Source organism: Psychrobacter cibarius (assembly GCA_030686115.1).
In the GTDB taxonomy this organism is placed as follows: domain Bacteria; phylum Pseudomonadota; class Gammaproteobacteria; order Pseudomonadales; family Moraxellaceae; genus Psychrobacter; species Psychrobacter cibarius_C.
In genome coordinates, this window is sequence record CP131612.1 from 1,015,091 (window position 1) to 1,034,346 (window position 19,256).

General features: G+C 42.1%; 15 protein-coding genes. 7 read left to right on the plus strand and 8 right to left on the minus strand.

Annotated features, from left to right (window positions below; genetic code table 11):
* Positions 1–714: 714 nt before the first annotated feature.
* From Q6344_04280 to Q6344_04300, 5 genes are all read left to right on the plus strand, one after another.
* Positions 715–1,416, plus strand: a complete 702-nt coding sequence (locus tag Q6344_04280) for an NAD-dependent epimerase/dehydratase family protein (protein ID WLG14559.1) — start codon at positions 715–717, stop codon at positions 1,414–1,416.
* Between the two features lie 103 nt (positions 1,417–1,519).
* Positions 1,520–2,053, plus strand: coding sequence for a ribonuclease E activity regulator RraA (gene rraA / locus Q6344_04285; GenBank protein ID WLG15145.1), 534 nt, complete (start codon positions 1,520–1,522; stop codon positions 2,051–2,053).
* Positions 2,054–2,291: 238 nt separating this feature from the next.
* Complete coding sequence (gene mfd, locus Q6344_04290; protein ID WLG14560.1) at positions 2,292–6,047, plus strand: transcription-repair coupling factor; 3,756 nt, start codon at positions 2,292–2,294, stop codon at positions 6,045–6,047.
* Positions 6,048–6,296: 249 nt separating this feature from the next.
* Complete coding sequence (locus tag Q6344_04295; GenBank protein ID WLG14561.1) at positions 6,297–6,728, plus strand: HIT family protein; 432 nt, start codon at positions 6,297–6,299, stop codon at positions 6,726–6,728.
* Between the two features lie 644 nt (positions 6,729–7,372).
* Positions 7,373–8,650, plus strand: a complete 1,278-nt coding sequence (locus Q6344_04300) for an adenylate/guanylate cyclase domain-containing protein (GenBank protein WLG14562.1) — start codon at positions 7,373–7,375, stop codon at positions 8,648–8,650.
* Positions 8,651–8,770: 120 nt separating this feature from the next.
* On the opposite strand, the gene fdx is transcribed toward Q6344_04300, so the two are convergent.
* From fdx to Q6344_04340, 8 genes are all read right to left on the minus strand, one after another.
* Positions 8,771–9,109 carry an ISC system 2Fe-2S type ferredoxin gene (gene fdx, locus Q6344_04305; protein ID WLG14563.1) on the minus strand — a complete coding sequence of 113 codons (339 nt, stop codon included), beginning with the start codon at positions 9,107–9,109 and terminating at the stop codon, positions 8,771–8,773.
* Positions 9,110–9,200: 91 nt separating this feature from the next.
* A complete protein-coding gene (hscA, locus tag Q6344_04310) occupies positions 9,201–11,081 on the minus strand; it encodes a Fe-S protein assembly chaperone HscA (GenBank protein WLG14564.1) in 1,881 nt (626 codons plus the stop codon).
* Positions 11,082–11,355: 274 nt separating this feature from the next.
* Complete coding sequence (hscB, locus tag Q6344_04315) at positions 11,356–11,937, minus strand: Fe-S protein assembly co-chaperone HscB (GenBank protein ID WLG14565.1); 582 nt, start codon at positions 11,935–11,937, stop codon at positions 11,356–11,358.
* 119 nt (positions 11,938–12,056) lie between these two features.
* Entirely contained in the window at positions 12,057–12,377 is a 321-nt protein-coding gene (iscA, locus tag Q6344_04320; GenBank protein WLG14566.1) for an iron-sulfur cluster assembly protein IscA, read from the minus strand.
* Between the two features lie 248 nt (positions 12,378–12,625).
* Positions 12,626–13,036 (minus strand): Fe-S cluster assembly scaffold IscU, encoded by a 411-nt coding sequence (gene iscU / locus Q6344_04325; GenBank protein WLG14567.1) that lies wholly within the window; start codon positions 13,034–13,036, stop codon positions 12,626–12,628.
* A 198-nt stretch (positions 13,037–13,234) separates the two neighbouring features.
* Positions 13,235–14,461, minus strand: coding sequence for an IscS subfamily cysteine desulfurase (locus tag Q6344_04330; protein ID WLG14568.1), 1,227 nt, complete (start codon positions 14,459–14,461; stop codon positions 13,235–13,237).
* Positions 14,458–14,967 carry an Rrf2 family transcriptional regulator gene (locus Q6344_04335; GenBank protein WLG14569.1) on the minus strand — a complete coding sequence of 170 codons (510 nt, stop codon included), beginning with the start codon at positions 14,965–14,967 and terminating at the stop codon, positions 14,458–14,460. The genes Q6344_04330 and Q6344_04335 overlap by 4 nt, the downstream gene beginning before the upstream one ends.
* Positions 14,968–15,513: 546 nt before the next feature.
* The gene (locus tag Q6344_04340) at positions 15,514–16,158 is read right to left on the minus strand and encodes a hypothetical protein (GenBank protein WLG14570.1); all 645 of its coding nucleotides are present in this window, start codon (positions 16,156–16,158) and stop codon (positions 15,514–15,516) included.
* Positions 16,159–16,677: 519 nt separating this feature from the next.
* On the opposite strand from Q6344_04340, the gene Q6344_04345 reads away from it, so the two are divergent.
* Entirely contained in the window at positions 16,678–16,950 is a 273-nt protein-coding gene (locus Q6344_04345) for an HU family DNA-binding protein (GenBank protein WLG14571.1), read from the plus strand.
* Positions 16,951–17,333: 383 nt separating this feature from the next.
* A complete protein-coding gene (locus tag Q6344_04350) occupies positions 17,334–19,208 on the plus strand; it encodes a SurA N-terminal domain-containing protein (GenBank protein ID WLG14572.1) in 1,875 nt (624 codons plus the stop codon).
* Positions 19,209–19,256 lie beyond the last annotated feature (48 nt).

Here is a 19,256-nt window from a genome sequence, read left to right on the forward strand (position 1 = left end):
AAAATATGAATGTGGATTACAATAAAAAAGGGTTTAACCATCATCGGTAACGAGCAGCCGTCTCGCCAAACATGATGTCGATGTCTAATATTAAAGTACCTATCTGTTATTAAAGGCACCTAAATGAGCAATAGAGCATCGCAAGCGCCAAAACTGTTTGGAATAATTAAACAGCGTTAACGTGTAAAGCCGGTTATCTTAGCAAATTATCGCCCTTAGAACAATATATTTGATGATTAATGCTTAAAGAAGTTGTGTGATCATATAGATGACAGTTTTTGTGTCTCTGCTCAGCTGTTTTTTGAAATATTTATCAATATTGTTGCACCAAAAACCGCTTATGAGTGAATAAATCGCTTAGCCGATAAAATCTCTTACAATAAATTCTATAGAATACCCTCAGTTATGCGTTAATTTAGGTATGATACTAGGGCATGTCCTCAATTCAATCGATGGACATCTAAATGGGCTAAAAGTGGCTGAATCTTGCCAAACAATGTTAAAAAAAATGTCAAATAGCTGGTTAATATCCCGATACTATTTAACATTCTGATAGTATCTGCGCTATTTTCCTCATTTGACTATGATTTATCTCATTTTTATTACCATTTTCAAAATGAGGATACGCCCTAAGATGAAAAGCTTTGGTGATAGGCTTTAAAATCAGATTTTTCATTATCATCTATTTTCCAACACACTATAAATGGATAGGCTATGCAGCGAAAAGCAATTGTAATTGGCGCGACAGGATTGGTCGGACAGCATCTTGTCAAACAGCTTAGTGAGCTTTATGACACGTTAATTGTGATTGCAAGGCGTCCGCCACGCTATATCAATACCAGCATGCGTTTTTATCAGGTTAATGATTTTGATAATTTGGCTGAAATATTTGCCAGCGTTGGTGTTGATCGAAGGACGGACGCTTTTAGCTGTCTTGGTACGACTAAGAAGCAGGCTGGTAGCGATGAGGCCTTTCGAAAGGTTGATCATGATTATAATGTCAATTTTGCCAAACTGTGCCAAGACAAAGGTGTTGAAAATTTCTTTTTGTTATCATCCATGAATGCTGATATTCATAGTCGGTTTTTATACAATCGCGTAAAAGCTGAAACTGAGCAGTCTATTATGGCGCTAGGTTTTACGCAGCTAGTTATTTTCCGTCCGTCCTTGTTACTTGGGAAGCATAAAGGTCGTCCGCTTGAAAGTATTGGTCAAAAAGCCTTTCAGCTGATATCGCCCTTGGTCTCAGAATCATTGTCACTGCATCCCATTTCCGCCAAACGCGTTGCCATTGCCATGGCGATGAGTGCGCATGATGTTTATCAGCGTAATAAATACCGTAATGAACCAGCTATCCAAACCACTGATATCATCGAAAATAAGCAAATGCTAGCGATGACTAAAGTTAAAAAATAGCCTAAGTATTAAGTTAAGGGAACGATTAAAATTAAGCCCCAGTCATAAATAATCAATCATGAATAACCAATCATACATAACAAGGAGCGTCACTATGTCAGACATGCCAGAATCAATAATAATGGATAAAGAGAACTTTGTGACCTGTGATTTATTGGATGCCAACCCTGAGTCGCAGGTGTGTTTGCCTAATATCGAAGGTAAGTCTTTTCATAGCTTTGGCGGCAAAAAGAAATTCTGCGGTGAAATTGTGACGGTGAAATGCTTCGAAGACAATAGTCGCGTCAAATCATTGCTAAATAGCGATGGTAAAGACACGGATGGTAACGGTAAGGTGTTGGTGGTTGACGGTGGTGGTTCAATGCGTTGTGCGCTGCTAGGCGACATGATTGCGCAGTCAGCGATTGATAATGGCTGGGCGGGGGTTATCGTGTACGGCTGCGTCCGTGACGTTGATGATATGGCAGCAATGGACATCGGTGTTATGGCGCTTGGTTGCATTCCGCGTAAATCGAATCGCCGCGATGAAGGTCAAACCGATATTGAAATTAGCTTTGGTGATTTAACACTAAATTCTGGTATGTTTGTCTATGCCGATAACAATGGCACTATCGCTAGCGACAAGCCATTAATTTAAAAGTGGCTTGTCATTTAACACCAGCTTAATAAATAGCACTCAAAAACCTCAGCTTAGCCGTTGAGGTTTTTACATTTAATCATCCTGTCTTTATATACGAATATAATCTTTATCAGCTATTTGTCTATTGGTTTTTTAATAAAAATACTAAGTGACAAACCGTTACGGCATAAATTTTGGTAATTGCTGAAATATTCGTATAATAGCTCTCTGACTCCTAACATTGATCCTACTCTTTATGCCTATCACTGCTTTGACTGACGCGTTTGAACCAATTAACCAGCAGTTGTTTCCTATCCAGAATGCCGAGCGGCGTTGGCTGGCACCTGTGCATGGTGCAGTCAGCAGTTTGTGGCTAGCAAGTCTGGTGCAAACACCGCTATGGAATGTTGCCGACCGATTAAAAGTTGTGGTGACGCGTGACCAAAACCAGCTCAATCAAATAGAGACGGAATTGGCATTTTGCGGCGTCGATGCTTATGTGTTCCCCGATTGGGAGACGTTGACCTATGATGAGCTGTCACCGCATCAAGATATTGTTAGTGAGCGTATCAATCTATTAACCGATATGCCAACGTCAGGCGTGCTGCTCATCTCGATTCAGGCATTGATGCATCGTGTCGCACCGCCAAGCTGGCTGATAGGGCAGCATTTTGATTTGAGTGTTGGTGATCGATTTGATATAAATACCCAGCGCGTATTGCTGGCAAAGGCAGGCTACCGCGCGGTTGAGAATGTGTTTGAGCCGGGGGAATTCGCGGTACGTGGCAGCATCATTGATATCTTTGCCATGGGTCAGCCGTTCCCACTACGTTTAGATTTGTTTGATGATGAGATTGAGACCATTCGTTTTTTTAATCCGCAAACCCAGCGGACACTGACCGTTGATGACCTCAAAACAATGATGAGCGGCAACGATAGTAGCATGGGCAAAGAGTCACTATCACTGCTACACAAGCTGCCAGATATCTCAAAACCTATCGAACAATTCCAAATACTACCCGCCAAAGAATTTCCGCTTGATGAAGGGCGTGAGACGTTTCGTACCAACTTCGCCACGATGTTCCCTAATGCGAGCAGCCGTAAGTTTGAGCTACATAAAGACGTAATGGCAGGTATCGCTAGTAGCGGACTTGAATATTATCAGCCGCTATTTTTTGATTTAAAAGAGTGGACAGCAGAGAGTAGCTTGTTTGCTTACTTACCAAGCGATGCGCTTTTTATCACTGATGAACTGATTAATGAAAAACAGGTAGATTACTGGTCACAAATTCAGCGCCGTTATGAAGAGCGCCGTCATGATATCGATAAACCTATTGTCGCCCCTGAATGGTTATATTTGCTATCAAATACCTTAAACGCGCATCTTAATCGTTATCCACGGGTGATTCTCAGTGCGCGCAATGAGCTGGCTAGCATGACGGATGTTGCTGCGATTGACAGCGATGATTCGTTATTGGAAGATGCTTCATTGTTACAAGTTGAACACCAATCAGATTTACAGCCACAATTGCCACTGACGGCAAATAAGCAGCAAGGCTTGGTGACGCTCAGTGCGCAAGAGCCGCCACAATTGACCGTTAACCACCAAAAGGCTGAGCCTCTTACCCAGCTATTAGAATTTTTAGAGCTGCAAGCACAAACAGCGACGCCAGTATTGATCGTTGCTGAAACAGCGGGTCGCCGCGAAATTCTCATCGAGTTGTTTAAAGGCAAGATTGACATTAAGGCTTATGACAGCTTTGCAGCGTTTCTAACAGCGGACAAAACCAACAGCGTTAAAGGTAATAAGCTGCCGCAGGTTGGTTTAACCGTTGCGCCCATTGAGCGTGGGGTATATGTTCCTGAGCGTTTAGTGCTGATTAGTGAGACGCAGTTATTTGGTCGGCAAGTGCTGCAAACACGCCGTCGTCGTCAAAGCGGGGTGTCCGAAGAGTTTTTGGTTAAGAGTGTCACCGAGATAACCGAAGGCAGCCCAGTGGTGCATATCGAGCATGGTATTGGGCGTTACAATGGGCTGATTACGTTAGATGTGGGTGATGGTGAGCAAGAGTTTATTCACTTAAAATATGCCGATGATGCCAGTATTTATGTGCCCGTTGCTAATTTGCAAATGATTAACCGTTATAGTGGCGGTGACCCAGCACTTGCGCCATTGCACAAAATCGGTAGCGGCAAATGGGATAAAGCCAAGCAAAAAGCGCTCGAGCAAATTCACGATGTAGCGGCTGAGCTGCTTAATATGCAGGCGCGTCGTGAAGCTAAAGTCGGTATTCATTTTAAAATAGATGCGTCACAGTATGAGCTCTTTGCCAGTCAATTTGCCTTTGAAGAAACGCCGGATCAAGCCAATGCCATTCATGCGGTGATGGAAGACATGCGACAAAACCAACCAATGGATCGGCTCATCTGCGGTGATGTGGGTTTTGGTAAAACAGAAGTGGCTATGCGGGCAGCATTCATTGCTGTCAGCGCCGGTTATCAGGTAGCGGTGCTAGTGCCGACGACCTTGCTGGCCGGTCAGCATGAAGACAATTTCCGCGACCGTTTTGCTGATTGGCCAGTGCGTATCGAGACGCTCTCACGCTTTGGCGGCAAAAAGCATCAAGAAACGGTGTTGATAGATTTAGCAGCAGGTAAAGTCGATATTGTCATCGGCACCCATAAACTGTTACAACCTGATGTGAAATTCTCTAATTTAGGTTTGATGATTGTCGACGAAGAACATCGCTTCGGGGTGCGCCATAAAGAGCGTATCAAGGCGATTCAGACTGATGTGGATAGTATGTCGATGACAGCGACACCGATCCCTAGAACGCTCAATATGGCGCTCTCAGGTATGCGTGACATGTCAATTATCGCGACACCTCCAGCACGACGTTTGGCGATTAAAACCTTTGTCATGCAAAAAACTGATGCTTTAATGAAAGAGGCCATCTTGCGTGAGCTATTGCGCGGTGGGCAGGTTTATTTATTACATAATGATGTGGCGAGCATTGAGCGTATGGCAGAAACCATACGTGAATTGGTGCCTGAAGCGCGAGTAGGGGTTGCTCATGGGCAAATGCAAGAGCGCCAACTTGAGCAAGTGATGCAGCAGTTTTATCATAAAAAATTCAACGTTCTGATATGCTCTACCATTATCGAAACCGGTATTGATGTGCCCAATGCCAATACTATCATCATTGAGCGCGCCGATAAGTTTGGCTTGGCACAATTACATCAGCTGCGTGGTCGTGTCGGTCGTAGTCATCATCAAGCGTATTGTTATTTACTTGTGCCTTCTATCAAAGGTCTAAAAGGCGATGCTAAGCGCCGATTGCATGCGATTGAACGTGCCAATACCTTAGGTGCAGGTTTTATGCTGGCTAGCGAAGACTTAGAAATTCGCGGTGCTGGCGAAATACTTGGTAAGCAGCAAAGTGGTAATATGCAGGCGATTGGTTTTAGCTTATATATGGACATGCTGGAGCGAGCGACAAAAGCCATTAAAGCGGGTAAAGAGCCTGATTTAAGCACACCGTTGTCGCTGACTAGTGAGATTAATCTGCATAGCTCAGCATTGATACCAGAAGAATATCTCCATGATGTCCATCAGCGTTTGTTATTTTATAAGCGTATCAGTAATGCCGATGATAAAGAGACATTGATTGATATTCGTACCGAAATGATTGACCGTTTTGGTACATTACCAGAGCAAACTAAGCAGTTGTTCGCCATCCACGGACTGCGTATACAAGCTGAGCCGCTGAAGATTAATAAGATTGATGCCAATAGTAATAGCATGACATTAGAGTTTGCGCCTGATACCCCAGTCGATGCCTTGGCGATTATTAAGTTGATTCAATCAAATGGTCAGCGCTATCGTATGAACGGTGCTTCTGGTATTCGTTATCAAGATGCTGATAAACTGGCAACGCCGCAGCAGCGCGTCACCGCGATTCAAGAATTATTATGCTATTTTAGCGAGCATACGGTGGCAGAGTCAGCGTAGTTGTTTTGGCATTTCGGCATTTTGAGAGCTCAGCAATGATTTTTAGTAGATTCAATCAGCTCAATAAGTCAGCTAGCCGGTGCTCAAGTAGGACGTCAAGACAATGAGTCATAGCGCTATTTTATCGGTTGGATAACTGATAAAATAGCGACATCCTATATTTAGCCTATTGTTTTTTAGTAAATTAAATTCTGCTTTTCTAGATCTATATTCCATTTATCTTAGTGTCATAACAAGAGAACCGTCATTATGTTCCAACTTCATCATAAACTTGCTGCCGATAGCTTTTTAGTGGGTGATTTCCCATTATCGACTTGTCGTTTAATCAATGATTGCCAGTTTCCTTGGTTAATATTAGTGCCGCGCGTATCAGGTATCAAAGAGTTATATGAGTTATCTGAAGCCGATCAAACACAGTTTTTACGTGAGTCAAGCTGGTTGTCGAGTCAGCTAGCCAAGACCTTTCAAGCCGATAAAATGAATGTAGCTGCACTCGGTAATCAAGTACCCCAACTTCATTTTCATCATATCGTTCGCTATCAAAACGACATGCAATGGCCAAATCCAGTATGGGGCGTCCCTGCTATTCCTTATACTAAAGAAGTGTTGGCGCAGATGCAGCAGACGTTAATGATGGCGCTACGTGGTCATCATCAAATGCCATTTGACTGGCAAATGTAATAAATACCTGAGTAGTAACAGGTCGGTAAGTTGATTGGCAAATCGATAATGATACTCTATTGGCGAGGTATTGATTAACTGGGCATCGATTGACCCATCAAAGTAACTGGAAAACTGGCTAAACGTTTAAAGTTAAGCCTTATTTTGGTGTCTTAGCCGTTTTATGGTTATGTGCCAACGTTATGCTCAGTTATTACAGCCCCTAATTTTTATATATTAATAGGTTTTAAGTATTTGAAATCCAGATAAATATTATCTGGATTTTTTGTATATGGCTCAAACGATATGTCTTATAATCCCGATTTGGTAGCGTATTAAGACAAGATGAGTGATGAGTGGTAGGCTTTTGGCTATCAGTGACATGGGTTTTATAGTATTTAAAAAGTATAATGTAATCATTGATTAATTTTATACACAACTTGGCGTAGAGGCAGGTAGTACGCGTGTGCTATCCTCAAGCCTTTTAGTTTTTTACATAGCCTGTTTTACGTGAGCGAATACTTCATATGCCTTTTTTAGACACGCTGAGACCAAATCACTCTTCAAAAAATGAAGGGATTTATCGATTTGACTATCCAGAAGTCTTCGTTTTAATACTCACGGTAATACTCCTCGCTGTACATTTTAATTTTAGACCTACTTCAATGGCACTGCTCGTTATTGTTTGTCTGCCAAGTTTAATGATTTTGATTTATAACTATCGCCGCCAAAAAAGCTTTTGGACGTCTAACATTGTTATCATTTTACTATCGGTAGTTATTGGGTCGATACAGTTTTGCACGGTTATTTCGCTTAGCTTAGCCGCGCTCATAGCACTCAGAATTATTATCAGTAGCCCTGAAAATCATTTAAAACTGATTGCCGTCTCTGTAATAACCGTCATTGTTTTCTATTATGTTAGCGTTACCCTAAGCAGTGCTGATATAGATTGCCATGAAGGCTGGACCACACCAATAATATTATTAGCCAGTATGATCGTCATACTGTATCAGTTTTGGCATGTGTACCAAGAGTATATTGGTTATGAAACTCGTGCTCATCAGGCTGTTGGACGATTAAGCACGATGGTCTCCGTCATTAATAAGTTGACGCGCTTCATACCTCCGCAAGTTTGGGAGCCTATCGTAAAATCTGATAGCCCAGTTACTGTTGCTAATAAGCGTGCTAAGCTGACGATTATGTTCTCAGATATCGTTGGCTTTACGGAATTGTCAGATAGTTTGAGCGCTGACAATTTGGCTGATATCTTAAATACTTATATGCATTGTATGACATTGATAGCAAACAAGCATGGCGCCGTACTTGATAAATTTATTGGTGATGGCATGGTGTGTTTTTTTGGTGAGCCAAATAGTCGCGGTGCGCGCCAAGATGCTTTAGACTGTATTGCAATGGCAATAGACATGCGTCGCGAGATGCGAACTTTGAGGCAGAAATGGCGCTTGATGGGCTTTGAGGGGTTGTACATCCGTATCGGCATCAGCACAGGTTATTGCCATGTTGGTAATTTTGGTAGTAATAATCGTCTAAGCTATACTCTTATTGGTAAAGAGGCCAATCTCGCGGCAAGACTTGAGTCAAGCGCTGGTAAAGATGAGATACTGGTCAGTGAGAGTACCTACGATTATATCTGTCATAATTATGACTGTCAGCATGCGGGTGCGTTCAAGTTAAAGGGTTTTGATAGCAAGGTAAATGCATGGCAAGTGCTGGATCCAGATACGTATAAAGGTCATTTATCAAAGTGGGTTGATCACACATTACCAGGTTTCAATTTGCATCTAAATTTTAAAGATATGAAGGATAATGATTATCAAGATATCAGAGCACGCTTAAATTTTGCGCTTGAGCGTGTCGAGCAGGAGCAAGAAAAAGTGGCAACTGACATAGCGGCAGCAAGCAAACGTAATGACAATCAATGACAATCGTCATAAATAATCATCCAAAAATAATGTTTATAAAATCAAGCACAAAAAAGCCAGCTATTATTATGATAGCTGGCTTTTGCAATATAACAGTCAGATGAATTTCACGGTTAGCGTTTAGTGGTTTTCTTTTGCATGGTTGAGCGTATATTTAGGAATCTCAATGGTTAAGTCTTCATCATCGAGCATGACCTGACAAGATAGGCGTGAGTCAGGCTCTAATCCCCAAGCACGATCCAATAAATCGGCTTCAATATCATCCATTTCATCTAAACTATTAAAACCTTTACGGACGACCACATGGCACGTGGTACAGGCTTTTGACATCTCACATGCATGTTCAATTTTAATGCCTTTTTCCAATAGCGCTTTACATAAGTTGCTGCCAGCTTCTAGCTCGACTTCGGCGCCTTCAGGGCAAATTTCATGATGCGGTAGTACGGTAATTTTTGGCATAAATCGTCTTTCCAGTGCTAATCAATTAAAAGAATAAAAATATAAGAAATGAGCTTAGTATGGTGACTAAGTCACATTTTAAATGTATCTGCTACCAATCTTGGGCATTCGTGCCTGCCATGCTGGCTTTGACGCTTTGATTCATAATACGGGCAGCAAAAGCATCACTGTGAGGCTTGAGCTTTGCTTGCTGTGCTTCGATAAGTGCCAAATCATCAGTACTGAGCGTTGTCTGCAACACTTGTATTTGCTCAGCCAATGAGTGTTGCTCCTCAGACGACAATAAAGCTGCAAATTCTTTAAGGGCAGATTGTAGCGCTAATACTTCACGCTCCGCTTCTACTTTGGTTTCGATTAAAGAACGTGTATTTTTATCTTCTTCTGCATGCTTGAATCCTGCGACGAGCAATTGCTCTTTTTGCTCATCTGATAACCCATAAGAAGGCACAATCTCAATCTTACTTTCTGTCTTGGTTGTGGTTTCCTGTGCGCTGACGGTTAGTTGTCCATTCGCATCGATACTAAAGGTCACTTCAATACGAGCAAATCCAGCTTTCATCGGCGGGATACCATATAGCTCAAAACGACCCAATGAACGGCAGTTATCTACTGTCTCGCGCTCGCCCTGTACCACATGAATCACCATGCCTGTTTGACCATCTTGATAGGTGGTAAACACTTGGCGTTTTTTGACAGGGATAGGCGTATTACGTGGAATCAGTACTTCAACTAAACCACCCATGGTCTCAAGACCAAGCGATAGCGGCGTTACGTCTAACAATAGTAGGTTGTTATTACTATCGCCATTGACCAATTGATGCGCCGTTTGGGCAGCACCCAAAGCCACGACTTCATCTGGATTTAGACGACAAAGTGGTTGCTTGGCAAAAAACTCTGTCACAACTTGTTGTATAGCAGGCATACGAGTAGAGCCACCGACCAAAATCACTTCGTCTAGATCAGCACTCAAAAGCTTGGCATCACGCAGTACTTGTTCGCATACGCTCAGTGTACGGCGGCTAACTGGCTCTGCAATAGCCAGCAAATCTGTACGGCGAAGCACACCTTGGTAAGATTGCTCATTGACAGTGATGTCAATATTGACTTGCTCAGCATCAGTCAGGGCTTGTTTATAAGCCTTGGCTTGTTGGGCGAGTATCGATTTATCATGACGACTCACATCTTTAGGATCGATAGCTAATTGTTTGATAAGCCAATTGGTCATTAGACGATCGATGTCATCACCGCCTAATGCACTATTACCGCCAGTTGCCAATACTTCAAAGACGCCATCAGTCAGCTTTAAGATAGAAACGTCAAAAGTACCGCCACCCAGATCGTAAATTAAATAATAACTTTCTTTATCGCCGTTTTGCGTTGACTGGTCGAGACCATAGGCGACGGCAGCAGCAGTAGGCTCATTTAGCAGACGTAGCACTTTGATACCAGCCGCTTGGGCTGCATCTTTGGTCGCTTGACGCTGGGCTTCATCAAAATAAGCAGGGACAGTAATGACCGCACCCTCGATACTGTCTGCAGGCAATGCGCTCGCTGCCCGTTGCTCAAGCGCTGCTAAAATACGTGCTGATACTTCAACAGGCGATACTTCACCTTGAGCCGTCACAAATGCTGGCATGTCATCTTTGCTGCCGCTTAACTCATAAGGATGAGAGAATTTGATATCAGCTTGACTACGACCCATAAAACGTTTAGCCGAGACGATCGTATTTTTTGGATCATCCGCTAAGTGGGCTAATGCATCAGAGCCAACTAACGGCTTACCTACACTTGGATAATAGACCACAGAAGGTAATAAGGTATCGGTAGCTGCGCTTGCCTCTAAGACTTGCGCCTTGCCTGAGCGTACTACCGCGACCAATGAGCGCGTAGTACCAAGATCAATTCCTAGGCCAAAACGATGCTGATGGGGTTGGGCGCTTTGATTGGGTTCGGCAATTTGCAATAAAGACATAAGATAACTCAAAGATAAAATGAAAGAGATAAAATTAATAAGTGAAATGAAACAAATATGATAAGCGCACTATTGTAGTTTAACTGCGTTGTATGCACGTGAAAACGAAGATACTTAGCAATTAAAAGTGCTTGAAATAAGGGATTATACGGCATCGCTGTGACTATTTTAACCATCGCTTATAATATAGTTTTCAAATAAGCGTCATAAGCTAATACCATTTATAAATAAATTTGGCATATAAAATAAATTAACAAGCTTATACGTCAGTTAGTTAGACGTATAAATCATCATCATCTGAATGCTCAGCAGTCGCTAACTCATCGATACCAGTAGTCACGTCAGCATTTAATTTGACTAAGAATTTTAGTTTTTGTGTCGCATCAATCGCCGTTTGCCAATCTTGGTTTTGGTAAGCATCGTTAAAACGCTTAGACTGTTTTGCCAGTCGCTCGGTGATTTGAGGGTGTAGTTGTTGCAATGTCGCACGATCTTTACCCTCGATAGCGTCATCTAAATCTATGCGCATCTGCATCGCATCTTCTAAAAAGTCCAAGTCTGCAATTGAATGCTCTAGATTCTGTGCTTGATCTGCCATGTCTAGTAGATAGCTAGCACGACTATCAGGCGCACTTAATGCTTGGTAGGCTTGGTTGATTAACGCTGAGGCCTGCTCAGACTGCTGTTGCGCTTGCGTAGTATTGGCTAGATTCTTGGTGACATTATCAGGATGATAACGTTTTTGTAGCAGACGTAGATGCTGATCGAGACTCTCTTGATTGACTTCAAACTGTACAGGCTGCTCAAATAGGGCAAAGAAGTTATCAAACTGGGCTTCTGCAGTAATGTCTGTCATATCATACGCCTTGCTTGTTATTTATTTTGAAAGTTTTCTTTGGCTGAGAACATATTTACTATGGCTTGAATATAGAGTTAGGAAACTCTAAACTCAAGGGTTTTTTAACCTTTGAACCATTAAACGGTAAAAGATTCGCCGCAACCACATTCGCCTTTTTGATTGGGATTGGTGAACTTAAAGCCTTCGTTAAGACCTTCTTTTTCGTAGTCCATCAACAAACCATCTAAATACACCAAACTTTTAGGATCAATAAAGATGTTAACGCCGCGGCTTTCGTAACGCGTGTCATTTTCATCAGGGGTATCTACAAACTCTAAAACGTAAGCTAAGCCTGAGCAACCCGCGGTACGGATACCCACTCGAATACCTTCGCCTTTGCCGCGATTGTCCAAAAAGTCTCGAACATGCTGAGCGGCGCGTTCTGTCATTTCAATCATGCCAACTCCCATTGACTATCAATAATAAATATCAATCAAAAAAATCTGTATAAACTGGCAATGAAAATAGCGCACTTGCCAAAAAAATCTTAATAACGACCAGTTAAGAATCACTAGAAAATAAAAGGTGACAATTACATTAGCGTTATTGTCACCTCTTTAGCGTTAGTAGCTGTTCAATACATCGACTACTAAAGTACTTTCATTAAGACCGTGTACTTAGAAGTACAATACTTACGCTAATAGGTTTAGCTAGCCGCTTCTTCTGTCTCTACTGCTGCGCTATGCTTACCTTTATAGTCGCTAATAGCGGCTTTAATGGCGTCTTCAGCAAGTACAGAGCAATGCACTTTTACTGGTGGTAAGGCTAACTCTTTCGCGATATCGTTGTTTTTGATTTCGCCCGCTTGATCCAAGCTTTTGCCTTTTAGCCACTCAGTCACGAGCGAGCTTGAAGCGATTGCTGAACCACAGCCATAAGTTTTAAAGCGTGCATCTTCAATGATGCCGTTATCATCAACTTGAATCTGTAGGCGCATTACATCGCCACAAGCTGGGGCACCAACCATACCAGTACCAACGTTTTTGGCATTTTTATCAAGATTGCCGACGTTGCGTGGATTTTCGTAATGATCAATAACTTGGTCACTATAGGCCATGGGGTTTTCTCCTAGTTAGATGATGAGCAGTCAATTACTGACTTTAAATGTCTAACTACTCATCGATAATTGGGGTCAAACATTTAGTTAATAGAAACGGTATTTATAAAAACGGTATTTATAAAAACTGGATTTATAAGTGTCTGATCAATCGTTTAATGGTTCTGTTTGATAACTATGTCGTTGCTTTCGGTAATTTTAGTGCTCAGCCCATTCGACTGAATCTAAATCAACACCTTCTTGGTACATATCCCAAAGTGGTGATAAGGCACGTAATTTATCGACCGCTTCATGCATTTGTTTGATGACAGTATCGATGTCTGCTTCAGTGGTATAACGACCGAAGCTGAAACGAATTGAGCTGTGTGCTAATTCATCTGGGCGACCAATAGCGCGTAATACATATGATGGCTCAAGCGTCGCTGATGTACAGGCTGAACCTGATGATACAGCTAAATCTTTAAGTGACATCATGAGAGACTCGCCCTCAACGAAGTTGAAGCTGATGTTTACAATGTTAGGCACGCTGTGCTCAAGATCACCATTTAGGTAGATCTCTTCGATATCTTGTAGACCGTCCCACAGTTTTTGGCGTAATTTAGCTGCATGTGCATGGTCTTCTTCATAACGCTCATTGGCTAAAGCAAATGCTGCTCCAAGACCAACGATTTGATGCGTCGGTAATGTACCTGAACGCATACCGCGCTCATGACCACCGCCATGCTGCTCTGCTTTCAAACGGATACGTGGCTTACGACGAACAAATAATGCACCAATACCTTTAGGACCGTAGGCTTTGTGACCCGAGAAGCTCATCAAATCGATCTTCGTGGTTTCAAGGTCAATCAATACTTTACCAACAGATTGTGCGCCATCGACGTGGAAGACTACACCCGCTTCACGAGTGATTTCACCAATGGCAGCGACATCAGTAATCGTACCAAGCTCATTATTCACCATCATGAGTGATACTAAGATAGTATCATCACGTAATGCTTCTTTAACTTGCTCTGGTAAGATTAGCCCAGTGCTTGGCTGCGGCTCAAGATAAGTAATCTCAAAACCTTCTTGCTCAAGCTCACGGCACGTATCTAATACGGCTTTATGTTCGATCTTACTGGTAATGATGTGCTTACCACGAGACTGATAAAAATGCGCTGCACCTTTAATCGCTAGGTTGTCTGATTCTGTTGCACCAGAGGTAAAGACGATTTCGCGTGGATCAGCATTAATGACTTCGGCCACTTGTTGACGCGCTGTTTCTACCGCTTCTTCTGCTTGCCAGCCATAGCCATGCGAGCGCGAGGCTGGATTACCAAAGATGCCATCTACTGTCAGATACTCGCTCATCTTAGCAGCTACTGATTTAGCAACTGGTGTGGTGGCGGCATAATCTAAGTATATAAGGTTGTTATGTTGGCTCATGCTGGGTTTGCCTCGCTGTTCGATAGGGTAATAGTGTTGATATCTTTTATGGAAATCTCTTTGGTAGAGTTGTGCTGACGCTCTGACACTGACTGCACATTTTCCATGTCTAATAATTGCGCTAATGTTATATTTTTCAAGTACTGTTCGATATGATTGGACAGTGCACACCATAAATCATGGGTTAAGCACATTGTACCACCTTGACAGTCGCCACGTCCTTCGCACTGCATCGCATTAACCGACTCGTCAACGGCAGATATGATGCTCATGACATCTATCTCATGCAATGGTTTGGCCAGATGATAGCCACCGGCCGCACCTCGGATGCTAGTGACCAGACCACGCTTACGAAGTTTGGAAAACAGTTGTTCAAGGTAAGAGATAGAAATCGATTGCCGCTTGGCGATATCAGATAAGGAGACTGCAGTGTCTTGTTGGCTGGTTTGTAGTGCCAAATCCAGTAACGCAGTAACGGCATATCTGCCTCGAGTAGTCAAACGCATGTGTTATCTCCAAACTTTTAAGTCATTTTTATTTAACAACGACCTTAGCAAAATGATAGTGGTGGCAGCTTGTAGCGCAATATGAAAGCTACTGATGAAATCACATAACCGCTAAGTTGTGTCTTATCGTTATTAAACAGCAGATGATGAACCCGATGTGTGCAACGATTAAGCCAATTATACTTAATCCTGAGTAATTTAGTCAAGATTAAAGTGTGGTTGAATGGTTAATCGAGCTTATCACTATGATTGATAAAAACAATGGTATTAAAAGGAGGGACTATAAGATTGAGAACATTGATTCCTAGCATTTTTGAAATACTAAAATTTTGAAATACTAAAATACAGTCTTGAGGTTTGAGTTCTAATTTTTTTCTTTAACGACTATCAATTATATTAGGGCGTGCTGAATGTTCAATACGCCCCAGTCATCTAAGCGCTTAGTATATTAAGCGCTTAATATGCCTTAATCGGCATCAAACGCGTTTGGTAAAGTAAGTAGCTTGTTATTGGTAAGCTGTCATTGGTAAGTCGTCGTTGGCGACATTAATTCATCAATAGCGCGATAATGGCTGCGATCATAATGACGAGAGCAGCCACGGTGACGATTATCAGCGTTTTTTGTTTGCTCTGTAACTCTTTAACCGTGATTTCAAGCTCACGGTTTTTAATAGTTAAGGTGTTTATTTGGGTTTGCTGCTCTTTGATGCGTAATTTATAGCTGTCTTTTTTGTCAGCCATTTCAGCTTCAGTAGGCTTGGTCTTACCTTTGCCACCTTTTATCTTTTTAATAAGACCTTGAATTAAGCTGCCAAGACCGAGTTGCATAATAAACTGCTTGACCAACTGTACTTGAACAGACTCGCCGCGCATTTGTAGTTTTTCGGTGGTTTCGCTGTCATGGGTGGTGATCGCATTGATCACTTGGATGCTATAAGCATTAATGATGACGTCAGGTTCGCTGCGGTCAATAGGTAACTCTGCGTCTAATAATACGCCTTTGGTGCTAAACGTGGCAAACACCTCAACATGCGGTAGATACAAGCGTAGCGCCACGACAGTACCTTGCTTGGCAAGTGGGTAAGCGGCCTTACGTAGTTCGGGATCTAAACGTAACAATAGTGTCAGCGCCGACTCGATGAACACCAGAATGATATTAAGAAAAGAGTGAGACAACGTAGAACGCTTCATGTAAATAATCCGTTTTATATTTGGCAAATTAGAGGCAAAAGACAAACAAGAGTCAAAATTGACCCAAAAGGTGCAGTGATATTTTGCTTATAGTAACGCCTTTATAATAAAAAGTAACGCTAGTTTCTGTCAGTTGGAAAATTATTACTTTACAATTTGGTAATCAACAAGGACACAGATATTTATGACTGGCGATGCCTTAGTATGAGATGACATCTCTTTTAACGATAAGGCAGTATAGAGGTTGACTCGCTAAGTCGAAGTTAGGAAAAGCCAAGGTTACTAGCAGTTATGACCGTTGCAGAGGCTTTGCGTAACATTGAGTGTCAAATACGTAGTACAGTAGGCAAAAATATGTAAAATCGCTTGCGCTCCTTATGCTGCCTTGATATAAAGACGATAACAAAGCGAAACCTGTTAATACGCCAGTCAGGCAGTTTTTATTGCTTAAATGCTATGAGAGCGTTACAATGCTTGGCGTGAGCGTTTATTATCCCCCTTAAACTTGAAGGAAATTTTATGAATAAGTCAGAATTAATTGATAGCATCGCAGACAAAAGTGGCCTAAACAAAACCCAAGCTGGCGATGCATTGAATGCTGTTATGGAAAGTGTTGGTGAAGCGCTAGAAGCTGGCGATAGCATCTCATTGGTTGGTTTTGGTACTTTCAGCGTAAAAGACCGTAAAGCACGTACTGGCCGTAATCCTAAGACGGGTGAAGAGCTTAGCATTCCAGCAAGTAAGGTACCAAGCTTTAAAGCGGGTAAAAACTTAAAAGAGCGTTTAAACTAAGCCGTTTTATTAAAAACGGATGCTGTATAACGACGTGATATACGAACGAACACAGCGTTTACTTAGTAAAACACTATATGGTTTATAGCATGGCTGAAAAGTCATAATATGAATCATAAGAAAGCACCTAAATATTAGGTGCTTTTTTTATCGCTATAGTTTGTATCATACCACGTGAATATTTTGAGTCTGCATCAAAAATCACGTATCATAGGGCGCGCGATAGATGCGTTGTTTAAATAAGGCTGTTTTACTCAGTCTTGTTGTTCTATATCAAATTCACACGTTCTTATTCTTACCATTGCCTGCTTAGATAGCATTGATATTAATAGTAATATTACAATGGTTTTTCATCAATATAGGTTTATAAAGCAGAGATAACTATGGATAAATTGCGCGATTTCTTAAAAAGCTGGCCAGGTCGCATTTTATTGATTTTATGCCTATCGCCGCTCGCTCTATTGGGTGTCGAAAGCTATTTTGGAGGCGGGGTCGATCCCAACCAAGTCGCTCAGGTGGGTGAAGCAAGCGTAGGGTTGTCCGAGTATCAGACTGCCGTAAATAACCGTCGTACTGAAATACTAGAACAAGTTGATGATGCCAGTCTATTAAATGAAGATGTGTTGCACGAGCAGGTGCTCAAAGGTCTCATTGATCGTACGCTACTGGAGCAGCAAGCGGGCAAGCTTGGTATGACAGTCTCTGATGACACGATTAATCGTTTATTGCGTGAAGAAGAAATTTTTAAGGACGCAGAAGGCAATTTTTCTAACGACCAATTCTCAAACTTCTTGCGCCAGCGCGGCATGACCAAAGATCAGCTATTTGCTGAGTTTCGTAACCAGTTAAGCCTCGACCAACTCAATGCCAGTATTGTTGGCACGGCAGTATATCCGATGCAAGCGGTCAGTCAATTGATTGACTTACAACTTGAGTCGCGCAATATCTGGCTGCATCGATTTAATTGGCAAGACTATGCAGATCAGGTCAAGTTAAGCAAAGGCGATATACAAGCCTATTATGATGCCAATAAAGACACGCTAAAAAGTGCGGCGATGGTGGATTTGGCATATTTGCAATTAAGTCCTAAAACCATTCAAGTGAATGAGGTTGCGGAAGAAGATTTGCAGCAGCAATATGAAGCTTATAAGCAAGGGCTAGCGGTCGTCGATGAACGTAAAATCAGTCAAATCCTATTAACGGGTAAAGACGCGAAGACCAGAGCGGCCAAAATCAAAGCTCGCTTGGATAAAGGTGAGTCTTTTGCGGCATTGGCTAAAACCGAGTCAGATGATCCATCAGGAGCAACAGGTGGCGATATTGGTACCTTTAATCCCTCTGTGTTTGGTAATGATGCCGCAGCGGTTGAGCAGGCTTTAGAAGGCTTAAGTGTGGGTGATGTAACAGCACCTATTAAGACTAGCTTTGGCTACCAGATATTTACCGTAACCGAAGATAACGGTAGTAAAATCCCAAGCCTAGAAAGCATGCGTGCAGAGCTGACAGCAAAAGCCAAAGAATATAAGCGTCAAGAAATCTATGCAGATAAAGTGACAGCGATTAATGACTTGGCAGCAGATGGCTTCAGTATTGAAGACATCGCTCAGCAAGAGAACGTAACGCTAAAACGTATCAAGGATTATCGTAAAGAAAACAACAAATCGGAGTTATCACAACCAGCAGTGATTAAGCAGGCTTTTGATGAGTTTACGATTCAAGATCAGGCAGTAACCGCAGGTATCGAAGTTGGTAACGGGACAGTATGGGTGCAACCAAGCAACTATCGTCCTACGAAAACGCTTAGCTTAGCTGCTGCTACACCAAAAATTACTCAGATATTACGTCAAGAAAAGGCCACGGCATTGGCGTTAAAAGAGGCGAAGAAACTAGCCGCTGGTATTAAAACGCCTGCTGATATCAATAAACAGCCAGTACGTTTTCAATCATTAGGTGAAGTGAATCGCCAAACCACTCTATTGACAGAGAAAGAACGCGGATTGGCCTTTAGTCAGCAAGCAGCTAATAATGGCGTCGTTGCTATTGCCAGTGAGACTGAGATGGGCGCGACTTTGTTGGTCGGTGATCGTATTAAAACAGAGGAGCAGTCGCCATTATCTGATGTGCAAAGAGCACAAACGGCTGCCATCATTCGTGATAACTTGGGGCAAGATCAGCTACAAGATTACTTGGATTATCTCCGCTTGGTATATAAAGTTGAAATTAATGACGCCAATATAGCAAATGCGCAAGGGCGTTAGAAATAAAACGGTTAAAGCAAACTTGAGATACTTACTTAGTCATTCGTT